The organism is Sporolactobacillus spathodeae (assembly GCF_016908935.1).
Lineage (GTDB): Bacteria > Bacillota > Bacilli > Bacillales > Sporolactobacillaceae > Sporolactobacillus > Sporolactobacillus spathodeae.
In genome coordinates this window covers 79361-99165 of record NZ_JAFBEV010000001.1, presented here as the reverse complement: position 1 = coordinate 99165, position 19805 = coordinate 79361, and the positions used below count along the sequence as shown (strand labels likewise).

Sequence of the window (19805 nt, the reverse complement as noted above, 5' to 3'; positions counted from 1 at the left end):
TAGGAGCCGTATTAAATCCATACTTATCAATTCTTGCGATATTTCCCCACTTTTTCTTCAATCGATGTTCCTTGCGGACGATAGTGAATTTTTACCTCAGCCGCGACTTCATCTGCCCCTGCTGCTACCGTCGCCAGCACCGTTTGTTTCACAACGTCCAGTAGCGTGTCCAGCTCTCCTTCAAGAATGGTTTCCAACGCCGTAACCTCATATTTGACACCGGACTGTTGAATTGTTTCGATCGCCTTATCCACGAGCGCGTATGTATCTTTATTCTTAGAAAATGGCAGAATCTGCAAACCGACATTACAAGTTGGCATCGTATCACTCCTCATCAATATATTTATAGTTCTAGCATACCTGATTCGGCGCTCAGGGTAAAAAAAAAGAGCCTGCTCGGCTCTTTCCTCAGGCGAAAATAACGTTTTGAATTCTATCAGTCATCAATGACTTCGACTTTTTCCATAACATCGCCGTTTTTCATTTCAAGCACTGCTTCCATACCACTTGTAACCTGTCCAAAAACCGTGTGAACGCCATCAAGATGCGGCTGCGGTTCATGGACAATAAAAAATTGGCAGCTGCCTGTATCTCTACCCGCATGGGCCATCGAAATGGCACCTTGAATATGCTTATGCGGATTGCCCTCTGTCTCGCATTTGATTGTGTAACCTGCATCGCCTGTTCCATCACCGCGCGGACAGCCCCCTTGGCTGACAAAGCCCGGGATTACTCGGTGAAAGGTTAACCCGTTATAAAAACCGGAGTTTGCCAATTTCTCAAAATTTGCCACAGTGTTCGGTGCTTCATTAGGAAAGAGGTCAAATTCAACCTTCTTGCCATTCGCTAAGAGAATATATCCTTTTTTACTCATTTTAATCACTCCTGTAATTGGCACGACTAGATATCTATTTTATCATATTGAAAATAAAAAAAGCCAGGAAGCGTCTACCCGAATTTCAGTCAGCTAAGTAGAGAACAATCATTGAAAATCCGATCAGGACCGCGCTCACCGCGTAACCAGCGAGAATATCTGTCAGAAAGTGAACCCTCAAAAACGGGCGGCTGAATCCGATAAGCAAAATGGTCAAGATGCCCGTTGCCAGACAAAGTCTTTTCATCCACTTCTTGTGAAGATGCGGCAGAAGCAGCAAGATAATCAGTCCAAAAGTTGTTGCCGCATTCATCGCGTGACCGCTTGGGAAGCTATAACCGGTCGCATGAACCAAATGTGTCAAATCGGGTCGGTCGCGCATCACCTGGTTCTTCAGAAAATCGTTGAGCCAGCTTTCCAGAAAAAACATCAACGGCAAGACAAGCGCCGCAATAAATCGCTTCTTAATTAAAAAAAAGAGCGAAATAGCGAAAATCAAAGGCAATAGAAAATTTGCAGATCCAAATTGTGTCACATGTCGCATCAAAGGTATCATCCAGCCAACGCGTAGCGGATCTAGCGAAACGAGAAATCCTCGATCAAAGCGGTTGACGGACGGCCAATGGATGACTATCTCTAAAACAAGATAAACCAATAGCCCACTCAGAATAAACCATAGACTTGTGAGAATGGGTTGCGGCGTGTTCCGTTTCTGATTCAAAAGATCAGATCCTCTCAGCTTTTTCTTCATAGAACCATTGTATTATTTGTCCTATTTCCGCATACTCATTTTTTCAACTGCTGAACTTGAAACAAGTGGAAAAAATTAATTTCGTAATTCTTGCCGACATTTTGATAATTTGCTAATCTTTGGATTGATGAAATGTGTGCTGCCCCAAAAGAGACATAGTATAATAAAGTCAAGCAAGCGCATACAAGTAATTGATATTTCTCTATTTTTAAAGCCTTTGCTAAAATATGCGGTTGTTTTTAAACGTTAATTGCCATGTGTTCGCTTGCCGCAGGCGATCCGTGAGCCTCCTCAAACAGGCTGGAATCTGCGGGGGCTCACTTAGCTCGCTTTTCCCGCAAGCGTCTCAAACATTGCCATTGGTCAGAAAAACAACATTAAATTTAAACTTAGTTTTTCTAAAGAGGAGGCATTCTCATGAAGGATTTCACGTTTACGACAAACGGTTCTTGGCATGGATCCTGGAACGGAAGCGGACAAATCCAAACGAAAAGTTTCGCGACCGGTCTTGCGGTTGATTCCGCCATGGGCGGTACAGGTGCGGGCACAAACCCGGATGAACTCCTGTTAAGTGCTCTTGCTTCATGTTATGTCATCACGCTCGGCATCGGTCTTGACAAAGAAGGCATCGATTATCATCATATTTCAATCCACTCCAGAGGAATCGTCACAAAAATGGGCGGTCTCCATTTTGAAAAAGTAATTCATTATCCAGTCATCCATTTAAACAGACAACCAAGCGAGCACTTGCGCGAAAACTTGCTCCGATGCATCCATCATGCAGAACTGAACTGCATGATTGCGAAAGCTGTTCATGGAAACCTAAAAATCGACATTGAACCCACATTTGAAGTCGTCCCTACTCGTGATACTGAATAGAGAAAGCATGAACCATAAATCGATTCATGCTTTCCTTTTTATTGCTTTCTTCAGTTTGTACACATCATCATGTGTTAAATTGGTAAATTGCTGCACCTGCCGGGACGTCCGCTGCATCTTCTCTTTATCGGAAACCAGATTCAATTTGATTAATGAAAGTGTATGATCCAATCGGTTCTTTTCTTTAGCAAGCGCTTCGCCCTTCTCTCGAAACTTCTCCGTTGTTTTCGATAAATCAGCTAAAGTGCCATTCAGGCGCTTCGCAATCTGCGTTAATGAGAAAATGAAATAGAAAATGGCACAGACAACAAGTGCCAAGCTGAGAGAGACAATTACCATTTGAAACGCCTCATTTCCGTCTTGACTTCCATTCAATCCATACGATTAGTCGACTTTATCATACCCCATTCACCAGGAAAAATCACTAAAGTTCCTTTTTCCATACAATCTTCCCGTAAAGATTGTCGCCTGAACTGTTGATTTGCTATACTGGGTGAAGCAAGTCTGCTGAGGAGGAACCTTTTCATGGATCAAAAAGTTGCGCTGATAACCGGGGGAACACGCGGAATTGGCAAAGCAATCGCTGAGAAATTTGCACAAAACGGCTATCATCTTGTGCTTAACTTTGCACGCAAAGCAACAGCCGCGGAAGAAACAAAACGTGAAATTGAAAATAAATATAAGGTGCGTGTCCTACTTGTCAAAGCAAATATAGGTGAAATGACACAGATTGATTCGCTTTTTCAAGAAATCCAAAATGAATTTGGACGCTTGGATGTATTCATCAATAATGCCGCGTCAGGTGTTCAACGGCCATTGATGGAAATACAGGAGAAACACTGGGATTGGACGCAGGATATTAACGCCAAGGCCTATCTCTTCGCTGCGCAACGAGCAGCGAAGATGATGGAAAACGTCGGCGGCGGTCATATTGTCGCCTTATCAAGTCTTGGTGCTGTGCGTGCTTTGCCAAACTATGTCGTCGTAGGTGTTTCAAAGGCTGCAGTGGAAGCAATCACACGTTATCTGGCTGTCGCTTTGGCTCCAATGAATATAACAGTGAACACGGTTTCTGGCGGTGCCGTTGATACCGATGCGCTGAAGCATTTTCCGAACCGAGAGGAATTATTGCAGCAAGCTGCCGAGCACAATCCCGCCGGGCGAATCGTTGAACCTGAAGATTTGGCGGAAGCTGTATATTTTCTATGCACGCCCGCCGCTTTTATGATTCGCGGACAGACGCTGACTGTTGACGGCGGGCTGTCCTTGCTGGCTGACTGAAATCTTTGACAGAAAGAGCAAACAAGGCCGCCCGATGCGAATCATCGCTCGGTGCAGCCTTGTTTGCATCAGAAAGCCGCTCAAGTGCACGTCTGGCATCAAAATTCGTTTTTCCCGATCTGGCGGACACTCGAGGAAAAGCGTTTATTTAATGACCCCGCATAGAACGCGTGCGCCTGAATTACCTGCCGGATCGCTGACTTGATCATCACCGTACTCGTGTATAATCAGAGCAGACCCATCTGCATCACGCAATGAATTTTTTTGCCCTTCCTCTAGCGTGACCCGTGAATTAAAGATAACTGTGTTGACTCTACCATGGCTATCCGCAAAAATATTAGGCATATCACCCGCATGCGGCCCATTAGGATTTTCAAGACCGTGTTTCTTTTCATCTGGATTAAAATGCCCGCCTGCGGACATAAAATCCGGTGGTGTGCAAACACCATTTTCATGAAAATGAATGGCGTGAATGCCCGGTTTCAAGCCTTCAACTTTTAAAGCAATTCGTACGCCCTTTGCTGTCTGTGTGAGCACAGCTTCACCCATCTGTTCATTTTTCGCATTGATCAGCGGAACAATTATCTTCTGAGATTCTCCTTCTTTAGCCGCCACATGATGATTGGACTGGTGTTCATAAGCAACGACAAAAACAAGTAGCAAAGCAGCGATAATATAGATGAATTTACCATTCTTCACCCGGATCACCCCCTTGAAACGTAGGGTGCACATCCTTGCTAATCTTATTCAGACTTGCTCTTCCACAGTGCCTGGTTAAGAAATCATTTTTTAGGAGGAAGTTTAATGAAGATATTTGATGAGTTTAAAAAATTTCTTGCACGAGGCAATGTCATCGATCTCGCTGTCGGCATTATTGTTGGTACAGCATTCGGTCAAATCGTCAGTTCGCTCGTCAAAGATGTTGTTATGCCACCAATCGGCCTACTTCTCGGGAAAGTGGATTTCAGCAATCTTTATATCAATCTAACCGGACATCCCTATCCCAATCTCGCCGCCGCTCAAAAAGCAGGGGCGCCGACCATCAATTATGGCTTGTTTCTCAATCATGTGATTAACTTCCTGATTATTGCTTTTGTTATCTTTTTTGCCGTCCGATTGATTAATAAGTTCAGTTTAAAAAAAGAAGACCCGGCGACAACCAAGTCCTGTCCTTATTGCTTCTCATCCATCCCTATCCAGGCGACAAAATGTGCGCATTGTACTGCTGATTTGCCGGAAACTACTGTTCATGCAGAAAAACAGTAACTGGTTGCCTTTAATACTGTAAATTGCAGCATACATTCCAAGCTCATCGATGAACATGTATAATAAGAAAAACTTGGCTTAGCCAAATCATTTTTGCGACTAACATGCTTCGGCTGCATTTTACACATAGAATCTTTTACATCAAGCTTTTAAAAAAAACTTGACGTAGCCAAGTCATTTTTGCAACAATGCGCTGGCTATTCGATCGGAGTGATCGTTTATGCTACTTTCTTATCCATCATTTGCCGAAGGGGTCATTTTAATCGCAATTGGTCTTTTTATCTTGATTGGCACCATACGCTTCCATCCATTCGTTTTCCAGCCGAAAGTTCGACGACTGAGCCGAAAATTTTTCATTTCTGCCGCAGTAATGATCATGCTTGCCGGTGTTTATTTGTTACTGTTACCTTGGTTGCTGGGTATGATGGGCGCCGATTACTGGATTCTTTTTGCCATGGGCATCTTCGCCTGTTTCATGTTACTTATCCGCTTACTGATGTTGTGAATGCAGTCAATTTGAATGACTGAATAAAAAATCTTCAGGCAAAGCACGCTTTTCTGTACTGCAAATCACATCCCCTTCAAAATCAAAATGAAATTCTGCCGCTGGATAAGTGTCTGGATCAAGGATATCGGGCATTAAATAGCGCAGTGTTGGGACCGCGCCGAAATTTTCCTCAGCGACTATCCAGTCGATCGCTTTCCAGTCCAAAATGCCCTCGCGGGTCGCAACCGGAGAGGCTGGCCGATCACAATCCTGCAAATCGATAAGATAGAGATACATCCCTTGTAACGGTTCTCCCGTGGGATTCCAGCTGGCAATTCCACGATAAAGCGGTTCATTGACTTTCAAGCCAGTTTCTTCCCATATTTCACGAGTAACGCAAGTAACAGGCGACTCGCCAGGTTCCAACTTGCCACCGATTCCGTTCCAGCATCCCTGCCAAGGTGCTTTATTGCGATTGATCATAAGTACTTCATTCCTACTGCGAATTATTGCCAAAGTATAACGGAGCATGCAAACGCCTCTCCCACCACGGATTTTACCCATATGATTTTTTTTACAGCACCCGGGAGCACTCTTCTTGCAAACTATCGAGCGCTGTCTTTTCATATAAATAGTATAGCAAAACACTTTTGCCTTTTGGCCAAAGATCGCTGAAATTATAGCAATGGTCTGGATAAACATTCATTTTTCATGAATCGTAACATCGATGAGAAAGACTTAGCTTCGCCGGGGCCTCGAGTCAGGAAAGAAAGCGAATTCATTTTCTTGTTGACAGAACATATGTTTCTATATATACTATTTACAGAACATTTGTTCAAATTAACTTACAGAGGTGATTGGTATGGCTTCAAATCCAGATTCAAGTGTTCATTTTTCAATTCTTAAGCACTACGGCATTCTTTCAACCGAAAGCAGCAATTGGACTAAGGAACTTAATCTTGTCAGCTGGAATAACCGGGAAGCAAAATATGATTTGCGCAGCTGGGCGCCCGACAAGAAAAAAATGGGCAGAGGCATCACGCTCAATGACGATGAATGCGCGACGCTACGCTCCTTGCTCAATTCGAAGTTTCCAAATGAGTTGCCGCATCCCGAAACGTCGACATCACCAACAGCTGCTGCAGCTCCGAGTATTTAATCATTCTGTTTTTAGCCGTTCCCCTTATTCTCATTTTTGATTTTCTTCTCCGCCTACCGCTGTCAAACCCTTGAACGATTCTGTTCCGATCAATAGACCATGAAGAACTGCCTTTTCACATCTCTTATTGATGCGGAAAAGGTAGGACTTCATGGATACATAAAGCGGCAGATCTGCACGCCGCTTGATACATCTACTCAGACTTGCCCAGTATTTTCTCATTGACACACTTTGGCTCTTTCCATAAACTAAAATTGTACTTATTTTGTCGATTTAAGCCAGCAACTGATTATTTAATTTAACAGAATTATTCTTTGAATCTATGATACGACACAGCGCTGCTTATAATCGGTCGGGGGGAAACCGTCATATGGGCGAAAAGTATCTTGAAAGAAATACAGGGTTTAGAAAGTGGTGGCTAATGATGCGGCCGCATACATTAACGGCCTCCATTGTACCGGTGGCACTTGGGACAGCTATGGTTCTGCCACTGAAACACCCAGACATCCCACTTTTTATCGCGATGCTTCTAGCATCAATTCTTATTCAAATTGCAACAAACCTGTTCAATGAATATTTCGACTTCAAACGCGGACTTGATACAGCGGAATCGGTCGGCATTGGTGGTAGCATTGTCCGTGACGGATTTCGACCGAAAACAATTCTCCATCTTGCCTTCGTCCTTTGCTTTACTGCGATGCTCATCGGGATTTATATCTGCTGGCGGAGCAGCTGGTGGATCGCGCTTGCCGGCATGATATGCATTCTAACCGGCTACCTCTACTCAGGAGGACCGCGTCCAATTGCTTATACACCGCTTGGCGAACTGGTTTCCGGATTATTCATGGGTGTTTTTATTATCTGGATTTCATTCTTTATCCAGACAGAGAACCTGACACTGAATTGTATCTTGCTTTCCTTGCCAATCGGCATCCTTGTCGGTAGCATCAATATGGCAAATAATATTCGCGATCTCGACAGCGATAAAGAGAAAGGGCGCAGAACTTTACCAATTTTACTAGGGCGTAGCCGAGCGATCAATGTTCTAGCAGCTCTCTTCGCTTTTTCCTATTTGTGGATAGTCGGCCTGATGATCTTACAGGTTGATTCTGCCTGGTTGCTGATCGTTTTTGCCAGTCTTCCAAAAGCCATTCAAGCAACAAAATTGTTTCGTGGTAAGACAAAATCGATTCAACTGATGCCTGCTATGAAAGCGACCGCACAAATGCAAACCTTATTCGGTATCCTTCTATCGGTCGGTTTGCTTCTCGATTATTTTATTTAAGGCACTTTGTTTTGCATTTTTACCACCAGTAGGCTATACTGAAAGCGTCAGTTGAATAGTAAATTCCTTCAGGGCAGGGTGAAATTCCCGACCGGCGGTATCGGACAAAAGTCCGGAGTCCGCGAGCCGTAAGGCAGATCCGGTGAGAAACCGGAACCGACAGTACAGTCTGGATGAAAGAAGGATGATGTGAGGCACAGCTTTATTCTTGCATGGCTGTCTCTGCATTTTCAGAGAACTGTTTATTTTGTGATGCAGTTCGATTTCAGTTTCGAGAAAAAGCCCAAAGGAATCATTCCTTTGGGCTTTCTTATTTGCTGCAACATTTATTTCTCAGAAAACTGTACCTGAAGTCGCAGACCACCGTTCAAAACGCCACCAAACATCATCCCCAAAAACAATTTGTGGGGTGAATCATTTTGAAGAAAGTATCTTTGAAGAAATTAGTATTGGTTTCACTGCTCTCAACGATTGGCTATCTGATTATGTTAATTGCTTTTCCCGTACCAATGCTCCCAGGATTTCTGACGCTTGACTTTAGCGATCTTCCGGCGCTTATCGGCGCCATTCTGCTCGGACCTGGAGCAGGTATCCTGATTGAGGCCATCAAAAATGTCTTGCACGTACTTCTCTCTAGTTCACTGACTGTTGTTCCGATTGGTGAAATGGCAAATTTCGCTGCAGGATCAATATTAATTGTCATCTCATGGCTTTTCTATCGACGCCATTATTCTTTACTCTCGCTCAGCCTCGGAATGATCGTAGGCACGCTTGTTATGACAGTAATCATGTCTGTTGCCAACTATTATATTATTTTCCCTGGCTATGCCTTTTTCCTTGGTTTTAGTGTCAATGCTGCAGTTGGTGCCGCGCAGGCAGCAAATCATAGCATTCACAGTTTGATCACGCTGATCGTGTACGGTGTGATGCCTTTCAATCTTCTGAAAGGCGTGGCGCTAACCCTATTAATTCTTCCGGTTTGCTTGCGGCTGAAGAGTTTTATTGGCAAAAGGACCGCTGCCTGAGCACGTTTTTAATCCCTTTGAAATATTTTCTATTTTATTGTTAATATTCAACTGAACAAAAAGCATCCGACTGTAAATCGGATGCTTTTTTTGATCTTTATTACCTTTTGCTGATCGTGTTCCTCAGGTCAAGGATTTTTGTTTGATTAATAAACGTAAGCCGTCCCTACAATAATAAGCAAAATGAACAATACAACGATTAACGCGAAACCGCTGTTCAGTCCGCCAGTAGTTGCACCCATAGCGACAATCGCTCCTTTTCCGATATTTTGAACAGGGATACTGTTCAAGCACTATATCATATGCGGCGATCGACTATTTGTGTGGACAGAAACGGAGACGCTTTTTAACGGTCCCAAGGCCTTTCCAACGAAACGTTGGACGCAAATGTTTTCGTTTCACTTCTTCTTGATTTTCGATGCAAATAACGTTTCTCCGCGCTATTGTATAAAAGTTTTTCTTCTTCACTTTCCGGAATGACTTTCGGAACAGACACAGGCTTACCATCGTCGCCAAGCGCAACAAACGTGAGAAAACACGTTGTGCATAGCGTGCGTTCTGAAGACATTAAATCTTCGGTAATAATTTTCACGAAAACTTCCATTGATGTGTGATGCGTCCATGTCACAATCGCCTCAAGGCAAACGGAGGAACCCACCTTGATTGGATAGAGAAAATCGACAGAGTCTATTGAAGCGGTTACCACTAACTGACGTGCGTGACGCATCGCCGAAATGGCCGCAATATTGTCCACATACATCATCAATTTACCACCAAAAAAGGTCCCATGATTATTCGTATCGCTGGGCAAAACATGTACGGATGTCACTGCCCTGGATTCGTTTGCTCTTTTTGCTTCCACTTTGCTGCCCCCAATAGGTTTGTCCGAATAAACGGGCGAATTCAGTTCCTTTACTTTTTCCATCATAAAGCAATTACCGATTGTTTACCAAGCTGAACCACATTTCTTTAGTCAAATATTATTTTTTCTGTATACAGTGTGGCTCATTCGCAATGAGACCACGCGCAGCGTCACGATCCGCGCGCATTTTCTGAAATACAACATTTTTCGTAAAAAAGAGGTAAAATTCCGTCGAAAAACCCTTGACAAAATCGAACGATTCTATCTTGCTGTTACAGAACTGTAATCCTGCTTCAATCCAACTGATATATTCAACGCTTACAATTACGTTTGGACATAGAGAACGAATACGATTCTTTTGTGCATCCAAAGGAGGTTTACCCGAATGAATATCATTAAAGGGCTGACGGCCATGACAAGTTTGACGGTCTTCATGGGAATGATGACGCCAACGGCAATTGTCAATGCAAAAACGAGCAGTACAAATGATAATCACGAAGTTAAAACGAACGATCTTCAAGATTACACCCAGTCCGCCGGATTCTCGATCGTCCGTCCGTCCAGTCTTTCCGTTCGTCATGCAAATGAAAATATTTTTGGTAATGGACTGCTGCAGCAAGGCGCGTCGAACGGTTCTGTAGCCCGATTACAGGGTGTACTTCATCAGTTGGGGTATTATAATGGTAGCATCAACGGCTTTTTCGACAAAAATACTTTTGCTGCAGTTAGCGCCTTTCAAATTGATCGCAATATTACTGATAGCGGAATTGTCGGCGCAGCGACGAAGACCGCGCTTTTTGATGTTTTCCGAAATACCTCTGAATACAAGGCGTATCAAACACAGCTCGCATCAATTAAAGCTGAGGAATTAAAAGTAGAGAAAGAAAAAGCGCGCGCCGAACAAGCCAAAAAAGAAGCTGAAGCGAAAGCCGCCGCAGAAGCCGCTGCTAAAGCAGCCCGGGAGAAAGAACAACAGAAGAAAAATCAGCCTGCTGTTCAAAATGAATCCTATCAACCGCAAAGTAATGCACCGGCTGCTAAAACCGGCCGATCAATCACCGTTCTTGCGACTAGCTACGCGCTAAGCGGGAGAACGGCAACCGGCTTTGACCTCGGTAGCAATCCCGGCGCTCGCGTTATCGCTGTGGATCCATCCGTTATTCCGCTTGGATCACGCGTCATGATCCCCGGTTTTGGCGTTTATCTGGCTGCCGATACCGGTGGCGCAATAAAAGGGAATCGAATTGATGTTCATTTTGCAACACAAGGTGAGGCATTGAATTTCGGCGTCAAAACACTGACTGTTCAAATACTTAATTAGTCTCTTCTGCATCAATTGCGCTTCGGCTGCTCGCTTGCCGCGGGCGATCCGTGAGTCTCCTCAAACAGGCTAATCTGCGGGGTTCACTTGTCCTGCTCTTCGGCGAGCACGCGAAAGCTTATGTGTTTACGTGCAATCTGTTCAATCCGTACACGACTAAATATATTCTTAAGCGAATTCACAATCATATACAATCTTTATGTGTTAGAATATCCAGAAAAAAAGCGCCACTTGAAGTCATTTCTTCCAGCTTCAAGCGGCGCTTTCTATCACTTATACACACTTTTTATTCGTTTGGTTTAGAGAACGGAAAACTCACGGATTGATACGGTATTGAATTGTCTGCTTATCTGCATGGCGCTCAAGTCCCAATTCGATCAGTTTCTCGATTAACTGATCATAAGGCAAACCTGTGTGCTTCCAAAGCAACGGGAACATACTGTATTGCGTAAATCCCGGCATTGTGTTGACCTCGTTCAAAAGAACACGCTGATCCTTCTCGCGAATAAAGACGTCGCAACGGGCAAGTCCGGACAAATTGAGCGCTCGGAATGCTTTCTTAGCGACATCTTCCAGCTCTGCTAGTACTTTTTCGTCTAGCTCCGCCGGAATGATCAACGTACTTTTTCCGTCTTGATACTTCGATTGATAATCATAGAAATCCGCCGAATGGGTTTTAATCTCGCCAGGCACAGAAACAGCCAACTTGTGATTACCAATAACGCCGATTTCCACTTCGCGACCGTTAACCTGTTCCTCAATAATTACTTTTGTATCGAAGCGAAATGCTTCATTAATTGCCGCTGATACATCGGTCTCACTGACGCAACGGCTGATGCCAACACTAGAGCCGCAATTAGCCGGTTTAATGAAACAAGGGTAACCGATCAATTCTTTAATTTGCTGAATAATGGTAGGCGCATCTTGCTCCCAATCATACTTCGCAACCGATAAATAATCCGGTCCAGGAATATCGTGGGCGGCAAAAACGTCTTTCATCATCACTTTATCCATGCCAGCGGCTGATCCGGCAACACCCGATCCGACATAAGCAATATTCAGCAATTCAAATAATCCTTGAACCGTTCCGTCTTCGCCATTTGGTCCATGGAGTAGTGGGAAAATAATATCCGGCCGTTTAGTTCCTGTTGTCTTGGCAGAGGGTGCGAGCCAATGCTCTGCTTGGTTTTCCAAGGCGGGGTTATCGCCAAGCAGCAGTTGACTTTTATCGGCTAATTTATCTTTCAATACTTCTCCAGCAATCCAACGTCCATCCTGCTGAATATGGACTGGAAGAATATCATATTTATTTCTATCCATCGCGTTAATTACTGAGAATGCTGTTAATAGTGAAATCTCATATTCTGTTGACTTGCCGCCATAAAGCACAGCGACGGTTTTCTTTTCATTTGCCATGCGTTCTTCCTCTATTCTCTTACAGTATTTACGGCTTTGTTATGATTGGCCGTTGTTTTTTGCGCTTAATTTCATCCAGCTGGCTTTGTCAGGGCATCGCTTACCGCGGGCAGTCCACGAACTTCATCAGCCTGCTTTTCCTTGAAGCACGCTCACCCCTTTCGAGATTCAGCTAGGTGCTTTAAAAACAACATTCGTTCGAAACAAAAACCTTACGACTAATGGCGGTTTGACACTCCCGCTTTCCCTAGTTTAGCACAATCTGAAAGTGAAAAAAGGGGTTCAATAAATTTCTGCGTGAAGAATATATCATATTTCAACAGAATGAGGGACAGAATATCGATTCCCTTAATTTCCGTCACCGAACGGTATGTCGTTTTTATAAACGAATGCCTGTCTTTCTGGACTATTTCTTTAACTTGACCTTCTCCAGAAACTGAATGCGTTCCATCATTGGTGGATGATCATACTGAATCCATTTGACAAGCGTTGGTGGATTTATTTCACCGAGACTAGCAGCTGATAAACGCTGAAACGCTGTAATCCCCGATTGGCGATTCTGAGTCATCTGGATCGCATAATTGTCAGCCTGCCTTTCAAAATGACGGGAAACAGCATTCTGAGCCGGTTCGCCAGCAAAGGAAAGCAGAGCGAAAATCAGCAAAACGAGTGGCAATGCAGCGAGGTCGCCCGGATGCTGCAGATTGAGACGCGCGCCCCACTTTTGGGCGGACCATAGCAATAATTTTGCCGTGAGAAAAAGTCCAATGAATAACGCGGCAAGCGCGGCAAACGTCCCCCAAACGATATGGTGCATCACGTAGTGGCCCATTTCATGTGCCATAATAAAAAGCACCTGCTGATGTGTCAGTTGTTGTATCGTTGTATCCCACAAAACAATACGCAGATGGGAACCAATGCCATTCACATATGCATTCATTGCATGCGTCTGCGTCGACATGTCTACCTGATAGACGTTATTCGCCGGGATCCCCGCCTGTGCCGCCATATTTAAGATCTCACGCTTTAACGTGCCGTCTTGAAGGCTTTGAAAATGATTATAAAGCGGGTCAATGACCACAGGCTGAACATACATCATAAAAATAATAAAAGGTACCGATAAAAGCCATACCGGGAACCACCAATGTCTCGGACTGCGGCGGATAAAAAAGAACACTGCCGTCATACTGATAAAACCGATCAAACCGTCGACGCCGATGCTGATCGCTTGATCTTTCAACCAATCTGACAAAGGTTGAACAGAAATTCCATAAGCGAGCGAGATCTGATAGGAAACAAAATCAATGGGTAGGAAAATAATCGCCGAAACCAATGTCAGCGCAAGAAAGCAGATGAACATTTGAACAATAAAAAAGCGCGACAGATGTTCGGCCAGATTCCTCAGCCAACGGGAGAACCCGGATAGCAGGACAAAAAAATAGATTGCCCACTCAAGCGGAATCGATGCGAATGAAATGAAATGGCGCCACGGATTAATCTGACTGCTTTCAGCAAGCTGATGTGCATTCATGAAATAGGACGGATCGGCCGGTGAGCCTTTGACACTGCTTGGAATTCCGGAACGTGCCCCAATAAAAAAATAGAAACCGATGAATAATAGATAAATCACGTAGCTAATCGAAAAAATCGAAACTGCTTTTTTCAAGGAAATCCTCCCTCTCGCTACCAGAAATGCAGCCGCCCTCTCCGCATGCGGACCGTTTATTCTAAATGTAGTTTGTCCGCAAGTGTTTTAGAACAAGCTTCATCCTACCACTAGCAAGCTTTCGGATAACAGGTAAACAAAGTATGGCACGATGCGCTTGAACGACGCTTATGTCCGATTTTTCAAAGCGATATGCTGCACAAAACCGCAACGGGTAGATTAAACAAACGCAGAGAGCAGTTCTTCTTTACTGATTTTACCGAAATAAAAGGCCACATTGATTGTATTAAGAAACTTTTCGATTTCTTTTGGTTCATAGCGAAGGCCCTTCAGCTGCGCTGCAAAATCTTTGACATCGCCTTGCCCGAAAAAGTCGCCGAATATCACAGCTTGTTCAATTAAGCCGTGCTTCACGTCAAGCCGCAGATCGATTCGTCCGCCAGTAAACCGCTGAGCTTTTCGGACGTTGAAGGCCGGAGATTTTCCGAAAACCCAGTCCCAATTACGATAGCGCGCTCGCGCCGTCGCGACGATTTGTGCCCAGTCCTCATCAGTAAACACATACTCGGGCACCTCTTCTTTGCCTTCAAACAAGTAATGAAGCAGTGTCTCGCGAAATTCATGGATGGTCATATCCTGATTCAGATGCTCACGAATATTGGTCACTCGGCTGCGCACGGACTTAATTCCTTTTGATTTAAATTTCTCAGCATCTGGATGCAAAGCGTCTGCCACATGATCCAAATCGACATCAAAAAGCAACGTTCCATGACTGAAAATACGTCCTTTGGTGACAAATTGAGCATTGCCGGAAATCTTTTTCCCGTCGACCACTAGATCGTTGCGTCCTTGAAGCGAAGCATCAACACCCAAATGATGGAGCGCACGGATAACCGGCTCGGTAAATTTTCGATAGTTGTTAAAACTGTCTCCGTCATCCTTTGCAATGAAACTAAAACTAAGGTTGCCCGGGTCATTATAAACGGCACCACCGCCAGAGAGCCGCCGCGTCACCGCCACACGATGGTCGCGCACATAATCCATATTGACTTCCTCAAGTGTATTCTGATTGCGTCCGACAATAATTGTCGGCGTCATTCGATAAAACATCAAATAGGTTTCATTAATATCGAGATGTGTCAGGGCATACTCTTCGATGGCAAAATTCAAAGTCTGATCCAGTATGTCCCGATTATTAATATATATCATTGCGAAGTCTCCTTTTTCTTTGAAGGTTTGACCCTCTTTTTATCTTAAAACGCCACCGTCGAAACGTCCATTTTTTGCTGAGCAGCAAAATTCCCTTTGCACAGCTGACTGCTATCGTTTAAGCTGATAACGTAGACATCTTGCCTACTTCGCTTTTATTACTCATTTAGCTTCCAATTTTACACTTTCTTAACGTACGATGAAAGGATGATCAGAGTTGAAAACACTCTATTTAATTAGGCACGGCCGAACGCTCTTCAATCACCTGTACCGGATGCAGGGTATATCGGATACGCCACTCTTACCAGAAGGTGAGCGGAAAGCCTTAGAACTTGGGCAGGCATTCAAACAAAAGCAGATTAGCTTTGATGCTGCCTTCTCAAGTGATCTTGGCCGGGCACGCAAAACCGCTCAATTGATACTAGCCAATAGTTCGCGTCCAAGCCTAACGCTGACTGAATTGGAAGACCTCCGTGAAGTCAGCTTCGGCGCATTCGAGGGGAATCCATCTGCTGCGACATGGGAAAAGGTACGCGAAGTCTCTGGCATCCCTGGTCTTCGTTCAGATTCTCCCGATAATATCCGTGTCAAGGCACTCGCGGCGATTCAGAAGATCGATCCGACCGGGCTTGCTGAAAGCTATGAAGCGGTTCAAAAACGCGTGCACCGTGCGCTTACACAAATTTTCTCAGCGCATGGCCAGACGATTATGGCAGTCAGCCATGGCTTATACATCAATTGTCTGCTGCTTACTTTACTTGGTGCCGAGAAGACGCTAGCCATCCTACCAAATACAAGCGTCACAAAAATAAATTACGATGAAGAAGCGCAGCACTATCAAGTCGTCTATATTGGCAGAGAAAGCGACTTTTAACTCATCGATGAAGGTGAGATCTGCGCCGATAACTGCGTAACAATTCGTTTATGAATTTCCTACATAGAGAAGCGTACTGCAAATTATCATGAAGTTCCCAAACTCAGTCTTTTCCGCATATTTTCCCTGCAAAGCCCGCCCCTGAGCGCCTTGCCCTTTTGTCAAAAAAAACTACATTAAGATTGATCGTTGTCTCTATATAAAAAGCACCGGAAGAACAATTTTGTCTTCCAGTGCTTTCTTATTATTTGAGCTAATTAATCCTTAAGATTCTAACGGTGTCTGTTCCTGATTTCTGCTTTCCGCAGCCTTGAGCTTATGGTTGAATTTAATCGAAAAAGTTACGATACTCAGGCCAAGAGCGACAATGATGAATACCCAAAGAAATGATATGTTGAATGCGAGCAATGCGGGCTGATGACCGTCAATGATGTTACGAAATCCATTGACACTATAGGTCATTGGCAGGAAATGGGCCACACCTTGCAGCCATTTCGGAATCAATTCGATTGCATACGCGCCGCCACTAGATACTAGCTGTAAAATCAGAATGACAATGCAAACAAACCGGCCTTCGTTGTCGAATGAACCAGCTAGCCATTCGATAATTGCCATGAAACTCATGCTCGTCAGAATTGTAAAACCGATGAAAAGCGGCACATTTGAGACGTGAAGCCCAAGTCCTTTCAACACGATGATATCGATCAACAGCGACTGGCCAATCGACATCAACAATGTCACAAAGAATTTGCTCAGTGCTATATTCCATCCGCCTGTCGCGAGTCCCGCTGGTCGTCCCAAGTCATAGATAATCGTCAGGAGGAGCGCACCGACATAGAGACCGAGTGAAATAAAGTACGGTGCGAATCCGGAGCCAAAGGTGTCAACCGCTTGGTGCGACTGATTCGAATTTTGCACCGGCGCGGCGAACTGATTCGCGTGCTGCTTATCCGTCGGCGTCTTGGCAAGCTGCGCATGTGCCTCGCTCAAGCTTGTTCCTAAATCACTGTTGCCCTGATAAATTTTCTGTGCACCGTTTGACAATTGGCCCGCACCTGCAGCCAATTGGTTCTGGCCAGTAGCCAATGTTGACAGGCCGCTGTTGAGCTGGCTAGCCCCTGCAGCCAATTTTCCAGTACTTTGCGCAAGCATCTCTGAACCGCTAGCGAGCGATGCTGAATTGTTGTTCAACTGATTCAAACCACTATTTAATTGATTAGCCCCCTGAGCTGCCTGGCTCACACTCGAAGCAATCAGAGGAATGCCATTGCTTCCCGCAAGCTGTTGCGTCCCTGCAGCCAGCTGCTGCGCCGCACTATTCAACGTTAGACCCGTTGATGGATCTTTCTGATTTAGGCCAGATATGATGCCGTTTTTAATCTGAGAAGCTGTTGAAACTGCTGTGCTATTTATGGTATTTTCAGCAGATCCCTGTAGCGTTTTTTGAAGCTGAGGCGCGTTGGATACTAATTGACTTCCAATCACTGCTGTCGTTTCCTGGGCAATGTTTCCAGCGATTTTTTCGATTTGTTGATTCGCGTACCCCTCTGCTTGAACTGATGTCATCCCCTGTTGCATTGCTGATTGCATCAACAATTGCTTTAAGGGTTGGATGCTCTCGTCTTTCTCAATACTTGTTTCAATCTGTTGTTTCGTTGTCTCTGAAGTTACTTGACTTTGAATTGTTCCAGCTATTAATGTGGCAGCATCTGAACTTTGCTTTGCAAGGCCTTGAGATTGAGCACTTTGAACAGCCTGTTTTCCGATAGATTTTGGATCAATTGATGCACTGAGTTTCGTTTGCAAGCCACTAATACTGGATGCAAAAGTTTGCATCCCAGAATTCAATTGATTAACCTGGCCGACAAGGTTTTGGCCTTTGATTCCGCTGTTGAGCTGATTCAAGCCGTTGGTCAGTTGAGATGAACCGGGCACAATTTGGCTACTGACAGCGCCAGTATATTGTTTCACGCCGGTATTCAGAGCAGATGCCCCGCTATTCAATTGCGCGGTGCCGTTTGCTAACTGACCCGCTCCGGTTTTCAACTTACTTGTGCCACTTGTTAATGTTTTAAAGCCGTCTTTCAACTGATTCAGTCCAGCAAGCTCTTTCTTACTTCCTTTGGCAAGTTTATTTGAACCTTTGGAAGCCTTGTTCAAACCACTCGTCAGTTTGTCGAGCTGCTGATACATCGATTCCGCATAGGTCTTTGTGATTTCACTCGACACGCGGCTTTTCAATTCCTTGACGCCAGCGTCAGCCATTCGAGACGCGATAAAATTATAATCAGCGTTCAAACGATAAATCAGATGCGCCGGTTTGACTTTGCCATCAGCGAGTGTGGTCGCATTTTTTGAGAATGATGACGGGATGCGGACAATCATAAAGTAGCGGTTATTCTTGAAGCCGCTCTGTGCTTCCTTCTCACTGACGAATTGCCATTTGAATTCCTTGTTCTTCTTCAAATTCTTTACTAAATCGCTGCCGGCATTAAGCTCCTTGCCGGCTATCTCCGCTCCCCGATCCTGGTTAACCACAGCGACCGGCAGTTTACCGGTTTCACCGAATGCATCCCAGAAGCTGTAAAGAAACATCCCCGCATAAAGGAGCGGCACGCACATGACGGCCAGCATCACAACAATATTGTGTGGCTTAGCTACAATCGCTTTGAGCTCAGCCACGATAAGATGAATCACATTCATTTGAAAGGCGCTCCTTTTCGCAAAAATTAATGTAGCCAGGATGTCTGTCTGCAAAATAAACTAAATGACTAATTTGGTCGTTTGGTCATTTATATTGAAAAAAAATAACGTTTCAGTCGCTATTTTTTTTCAGTCCATTCAAAAGGTATAGCTCAAATAAATCGGCAATTTCTGTACTGGAAAGCGGCGCATGCCGTAATTCCCAATCAAAAACAAGTGCGATATAGAGTTTGAGTATAACAAAGGCTGTGACTTTCGGATCGCAGGTCTGAATTTCTCCTCGCTCCATCGCCTCACGAATAAACCCCTGAAGAAAATCAAGAATGGCGTCTTCGACTTTTGCTAAGGCTTCCTGAGCCTGGACTGTCCCTGCTTCCTTAATCTCTTGCGTCAGTTTAATCGTCAGCTGATGCTCTTTGCGAAACTCAAGCACACGATAGAGCGCGCCATGGAGGTTGTTGAAAAAGCCATCCTCTTCATGAATCGCACCCATCGCGACCTTTTTCAAATTATAAATAAACTGACCCATAATCTCTGAGAACAATTCTTCTTTATTTTTGAAAAAGGTATAGATCGTTCCCTTGCCAACATTGGCGATTCGGGCGACAGAATCCATTGTCGTCGCTTTATAGCCGAAAGACGCAAAAGATTGCTCAGCCGCTTCAATGATCTTTACTTTACGATCGATAGCCATCATTTATTCACCACAATCTGACCGTTTGACCAATTTAGTCATTTTGTTCTAGA

At 44.4% G+C, this 19805-nt stretch carries 22 protein-coding genes and 1 riboswitch; of the genes, 9 read left to right on the top strand and 13 right to left on the bottom strand.

What is annotated here, in order from left to right; genetic code table 11:
* Positions 1-26 precede the first annotated feature (26 nt).
* The 3 genes from JOC27_RS00460 to JOC27_RS00450 form a co-directional block, all read right to left on the bottom strand.
* A complete protein-coding gene (locus JOC27_RS00460) occupies positions 27-320 on the bottom strand; it encodes a thiamine-binding protein (RefSeq protein WP_205005019.1) in 294 nt (97 codons plus the stop codon).
* Positions 321-436: 116 nt separating this feature from the next.
* The gene (locus JOC27_RS00455; protein ID WP_205005018.1) at positions 437-874 is read right to left on the bottom strand and encodes a peptidylprolyl isomerase; all 438 of its coding nucleotides are present in this window, start codon (positions 872-874) and stop codon (positions 437-439) included.
* An 85-nt stretch (positions 875-959) separates the two neighbouring features.
* The gene (locus tag JOC27_RS00450) at positions 960-1595 is read right to left on the bottom strand and encodes a phosphatase PAP2 family protein (RefSeq protein ID WP_205005017.1); all 636 of its coding nucleotides are present in this window, start codon (positions 1593-1595) and stop codon (positions 960-962) included.
* 447 nt (positions 1596-2042) lie between these two features.
* Here JOC27_RS00450 and JOC27_RS00445 point away from each other — a divergent pair, with 447 nt between their 5' ends.
* Positions 2043-2504, top strand: coding sequence for an OsmC family protein (locus JOC27_RS00445; RefSeq protein WP_205005016.1), 462 nt, complete (start codon positions 2043-2045; stop codon positions 2502-2504).
* Between the two features lie 24 nt (positions 2505-2528).
* Here the strand turns inward: JOC27_RS00445 and JOC27_RS00440 are convergent, their stop codons facing one another.
* Positions 2529-2843 (bottom strand): hypothetical protein, encoded by a 315-nt coding sequence (locus tag JOC27_RS00440; RefSeq protein WP_205005015.1) that lies wholly within the window; start codon positions 2841-2843, stop codon positions 2529-2531.
* A 186-nt stretch (positions 2844-3029) separates the two neighbouring features.
* On the opposite strand from JOC27_RS00440, the gene fabL reads away from it, so the two are divergent.
* Positions 3030-3785 carry an enoyl-[acyl-carrier-protein] reductase FabL gene (gene fabL, locus JOC27_RS00435; RefSeq protein WP_205005014.1) on the top strand — a complete coding sequence of 252 codons (756 nt, stop codon included), beginning with the start codon at positions 3030-3032 and terminating at the stop codon, positions 3783-3785.
* A 144-nt stretch (positions 3786-3929) separates the two neighbouring features.
* On the opposite strand, the gene JOC27_RS00430 is transcribed toward fabL, so the two are convergent.
* Positions 3930-4484: a superoxide dismutase family protein gene (locus JOC27_RS00430; RefSeq protein WP_205005013.1), complete on the bottom strand. Its 555-nt coding sequence runs from the start codon at positions 4482-4484 to the stop codon at positions 3930-3932.
* A gap of 105 nt (positions 4485-4589) precedes the next feature.
* Between JOC27_RS00430 and mscL the strand changes: the two genes are divergently transcribed.
* Positions 4590-5051, top strand: a complete 462-nt coding sequence (mscL, locus tag JOC27_RS00425) for a large conductance mechanosensitive channel protein MscL (RefSeq protein ID WP_239529239.1) — start codon at positions 4590-4592, stop codon at positions 5049-5051.
* A 220-nt stretch (positions 5052-5271) separates the two neighbouring features.
* Positions 5272-5556: a hypothetical protein gene (locus JOC27_RS00420; protein WP_205005012.1), complete on the top strand. Its 285-nt coding sequence runs from the start codon at positions 5272-5274 to the stop codon at positions 5554-5556.
* A 6-nt stretch (positions 5557-5562) separates the two neighbouring features.
* Here JOC27_RS00420 and JOC27_RS00415 read toward each other — a convergent pair whose 3' ends face one another.
* Positions 5563-6069: an NUDIX hydrolase gene (locus JOC27_RS00415; protein ID WP_205005011.1), complete on the bottom strand. Its 507-nt coding sequence runs from the start codon at positions 6067-6069 to the stop codon at positions 5563-5565.
* A gap of 331 nt (positions 6070-6400) precedes the next feature.
* Here JOC27_RS00415 and JOC27_RS00410 point away from each other — a divergent pair, with 331 nt between their 5' ends.
* The 3 genes from JOC27_RS00410 to JOC27_RS00400 all read left to right on the top strand — a co-directional run bounded on the left by JOC27_RS00410 (position 6401) and on the right by JOC27_RS00400 (position 9007).
* Positions 6401-6697 (top strand): YdbC family protein, encoded by a 297-nt coding sequence (locus JOC27_RS00410; protein ID WP_205005010.1) that lies wholly within the window; start codon positions 6401-6403, stop codon positions 6695-6697.
* A gap of 370 nt (positions 6698-7067) precedes the next feature.
* Positions 7068-7982: a 1,4-dihydroxy-2-naphthoate polyprenyltransferase gene (locus JOC27_RS00405; protein ID WP_205005009.1), complete on the top strand. Its 915-nt coding sequence runs from the start codon at positions 7068-7070 to the stop codon at positions 7980-7982.
* 60 nt (positions 7983-8042) lie between these two features.
* Positions 8043-8171: riboswitch (FMN riboswitch) on the top strand.
* Positions 8172-8401: 230 nt separating this feature from the next.
* Complete coding sequence (locus tag JOC27_RS00400; RefSeq protein ID WP_239529237.1) at positions 8402-9007, top strand: ECF transporter S component; 606 nt, start codon at positions 8402-8404, stop codon at positions 9005-9007.
* Positions 9008-9153: 146 nt separating this feature from the next.
* Here JOC27_RS00400 and JOC27_RS00395 read toward each other — a convergent pair whose 3' ends face one another.
* Entirely contained in the window at positions 9154-9249 is a 96-nt protein-coding gene (locus JOC27_RS00395) for a YjcZ family sporulation protein (RefSeq protein ID WP_205005008.1), read from the bottom strand.
* A 104-nt stretch (positions 9250-9353) separates the two neighbouring features.
* Positions 9354-9869: a hotdog domain-containing protein gene (locus tag JOC27_RS00390; RefSeq protein ID WP_205005007.1), complete on the bottom strand. Its 516-nt coding sequence runs from the start codon at positions 9867-9869 to the stop codon at positions 9354-9356.
* 385 nt (positions 9870-10254) lie between these two features.
* On the opposite strand from JOC27_RS00390, the gene JOC27_RS00385 reads away from it, so the two are divergent.
* Positions 10255-11190: a 3D domain-containing protein gene (locus tag JOC27_RS00385; protein WP_205005006.1), complete on the top strand. Its 936-nt coding sequence runs from the start codon at positions 10255-10257 to the stop codon at positions 11188-11190.
* A 315-nt stretch (positions 11191-11505) separates the two neighbouring features.
* Here JOC27_RS00385 and JOC27_RS00380 read toward each other — a convergent pair whose 3' ends face one another.
* From JOC27_RS00380 to JOC27_RS00370, 3 genes are all read right to left on the bottom strand, one after another.
* Positions 11506-12606 (bottom strand): D-alanine--D-alanine ligase, encoded by a 1101-nt coding sequence (locus JOC27_RS00380; RefSeq protein WP_205005005.1) that lies wholly within the window; start codon positions 12604-12606, stop codon positions 11506-11508.
* 406 nt (positions 12607-13012) lie between these two features.
* Positions 13013-14272, bottom strand: coding sequence for a M48 family metallopeptidase (locus tag JOC27_RS00375; RefSeq protein WP_205005004.1), 1260 nt, complete (start codon positions 14270-14272; stop codon positions 13013-13015).
* A 219-nt stretch (positions 14273-14491) separates the two neighbouring features.
* The gene (locus tag JOC27_RS00370) at positions 14492-15481 is read right to left on the bottom strand and encodes a lipoate--protein ligase (protein WP_205005003.1); all 990 of its coding nucleotides are present in this window, start codon (positions 15479-15481) and stop codon (positions 14492-14494) included.
* A 217-nt stretch (positions 15482-15698) separates the two neighbouring features.
* On the opposite strand from JOC27_RS00370, the gene JOC27_RS00365 reads away from it, so the two are divergent.
* Positions 15699-16355 carry a histidine phosphatase family protein gene (locus JOC27_RS00365; RefSeq protein ID WP_205005002.1) on the top strand — a complete coding sequence of 219 codons (657 nt, stop codon included), beginning with the start codon at positions 15699-15701 and terminating at the stop codon, positions 16353-16355.
* 264 nt (positions 16356-16619) lie between these two features.
* Here the strand turns inward: JOC27_RS00365 and JOC27_RS00360 are convergent, their stop codons facing one another.
* Positions 16620-19058 (bottom strand): YhgE/Pip domain-containing protein, encoded by a 2439-nt coding sequence (locus JOC27_RS00360; protein WP_205005001.1) that lies wholly within the window; start codon positions 19056-19058, stop codon positions 16620-16622.
* Between the two features lie 112 nt (positions 19059-19170).
* Positions 19171-19752 carry a TetR/AcrR family transcriptional regulator gene (locus JOC27_RS00355; protein ID WP_205005000.1) on the bottom strand — a complete coding sequence of 194 codons (582 nt, stop codon included), beginning with the start codon at positions 19750-19752 and terminating at the stop codon, positions 19171-19173.
* Between the last annotated feature and the right edge of the window lie 53 nt (positions 19753-19805).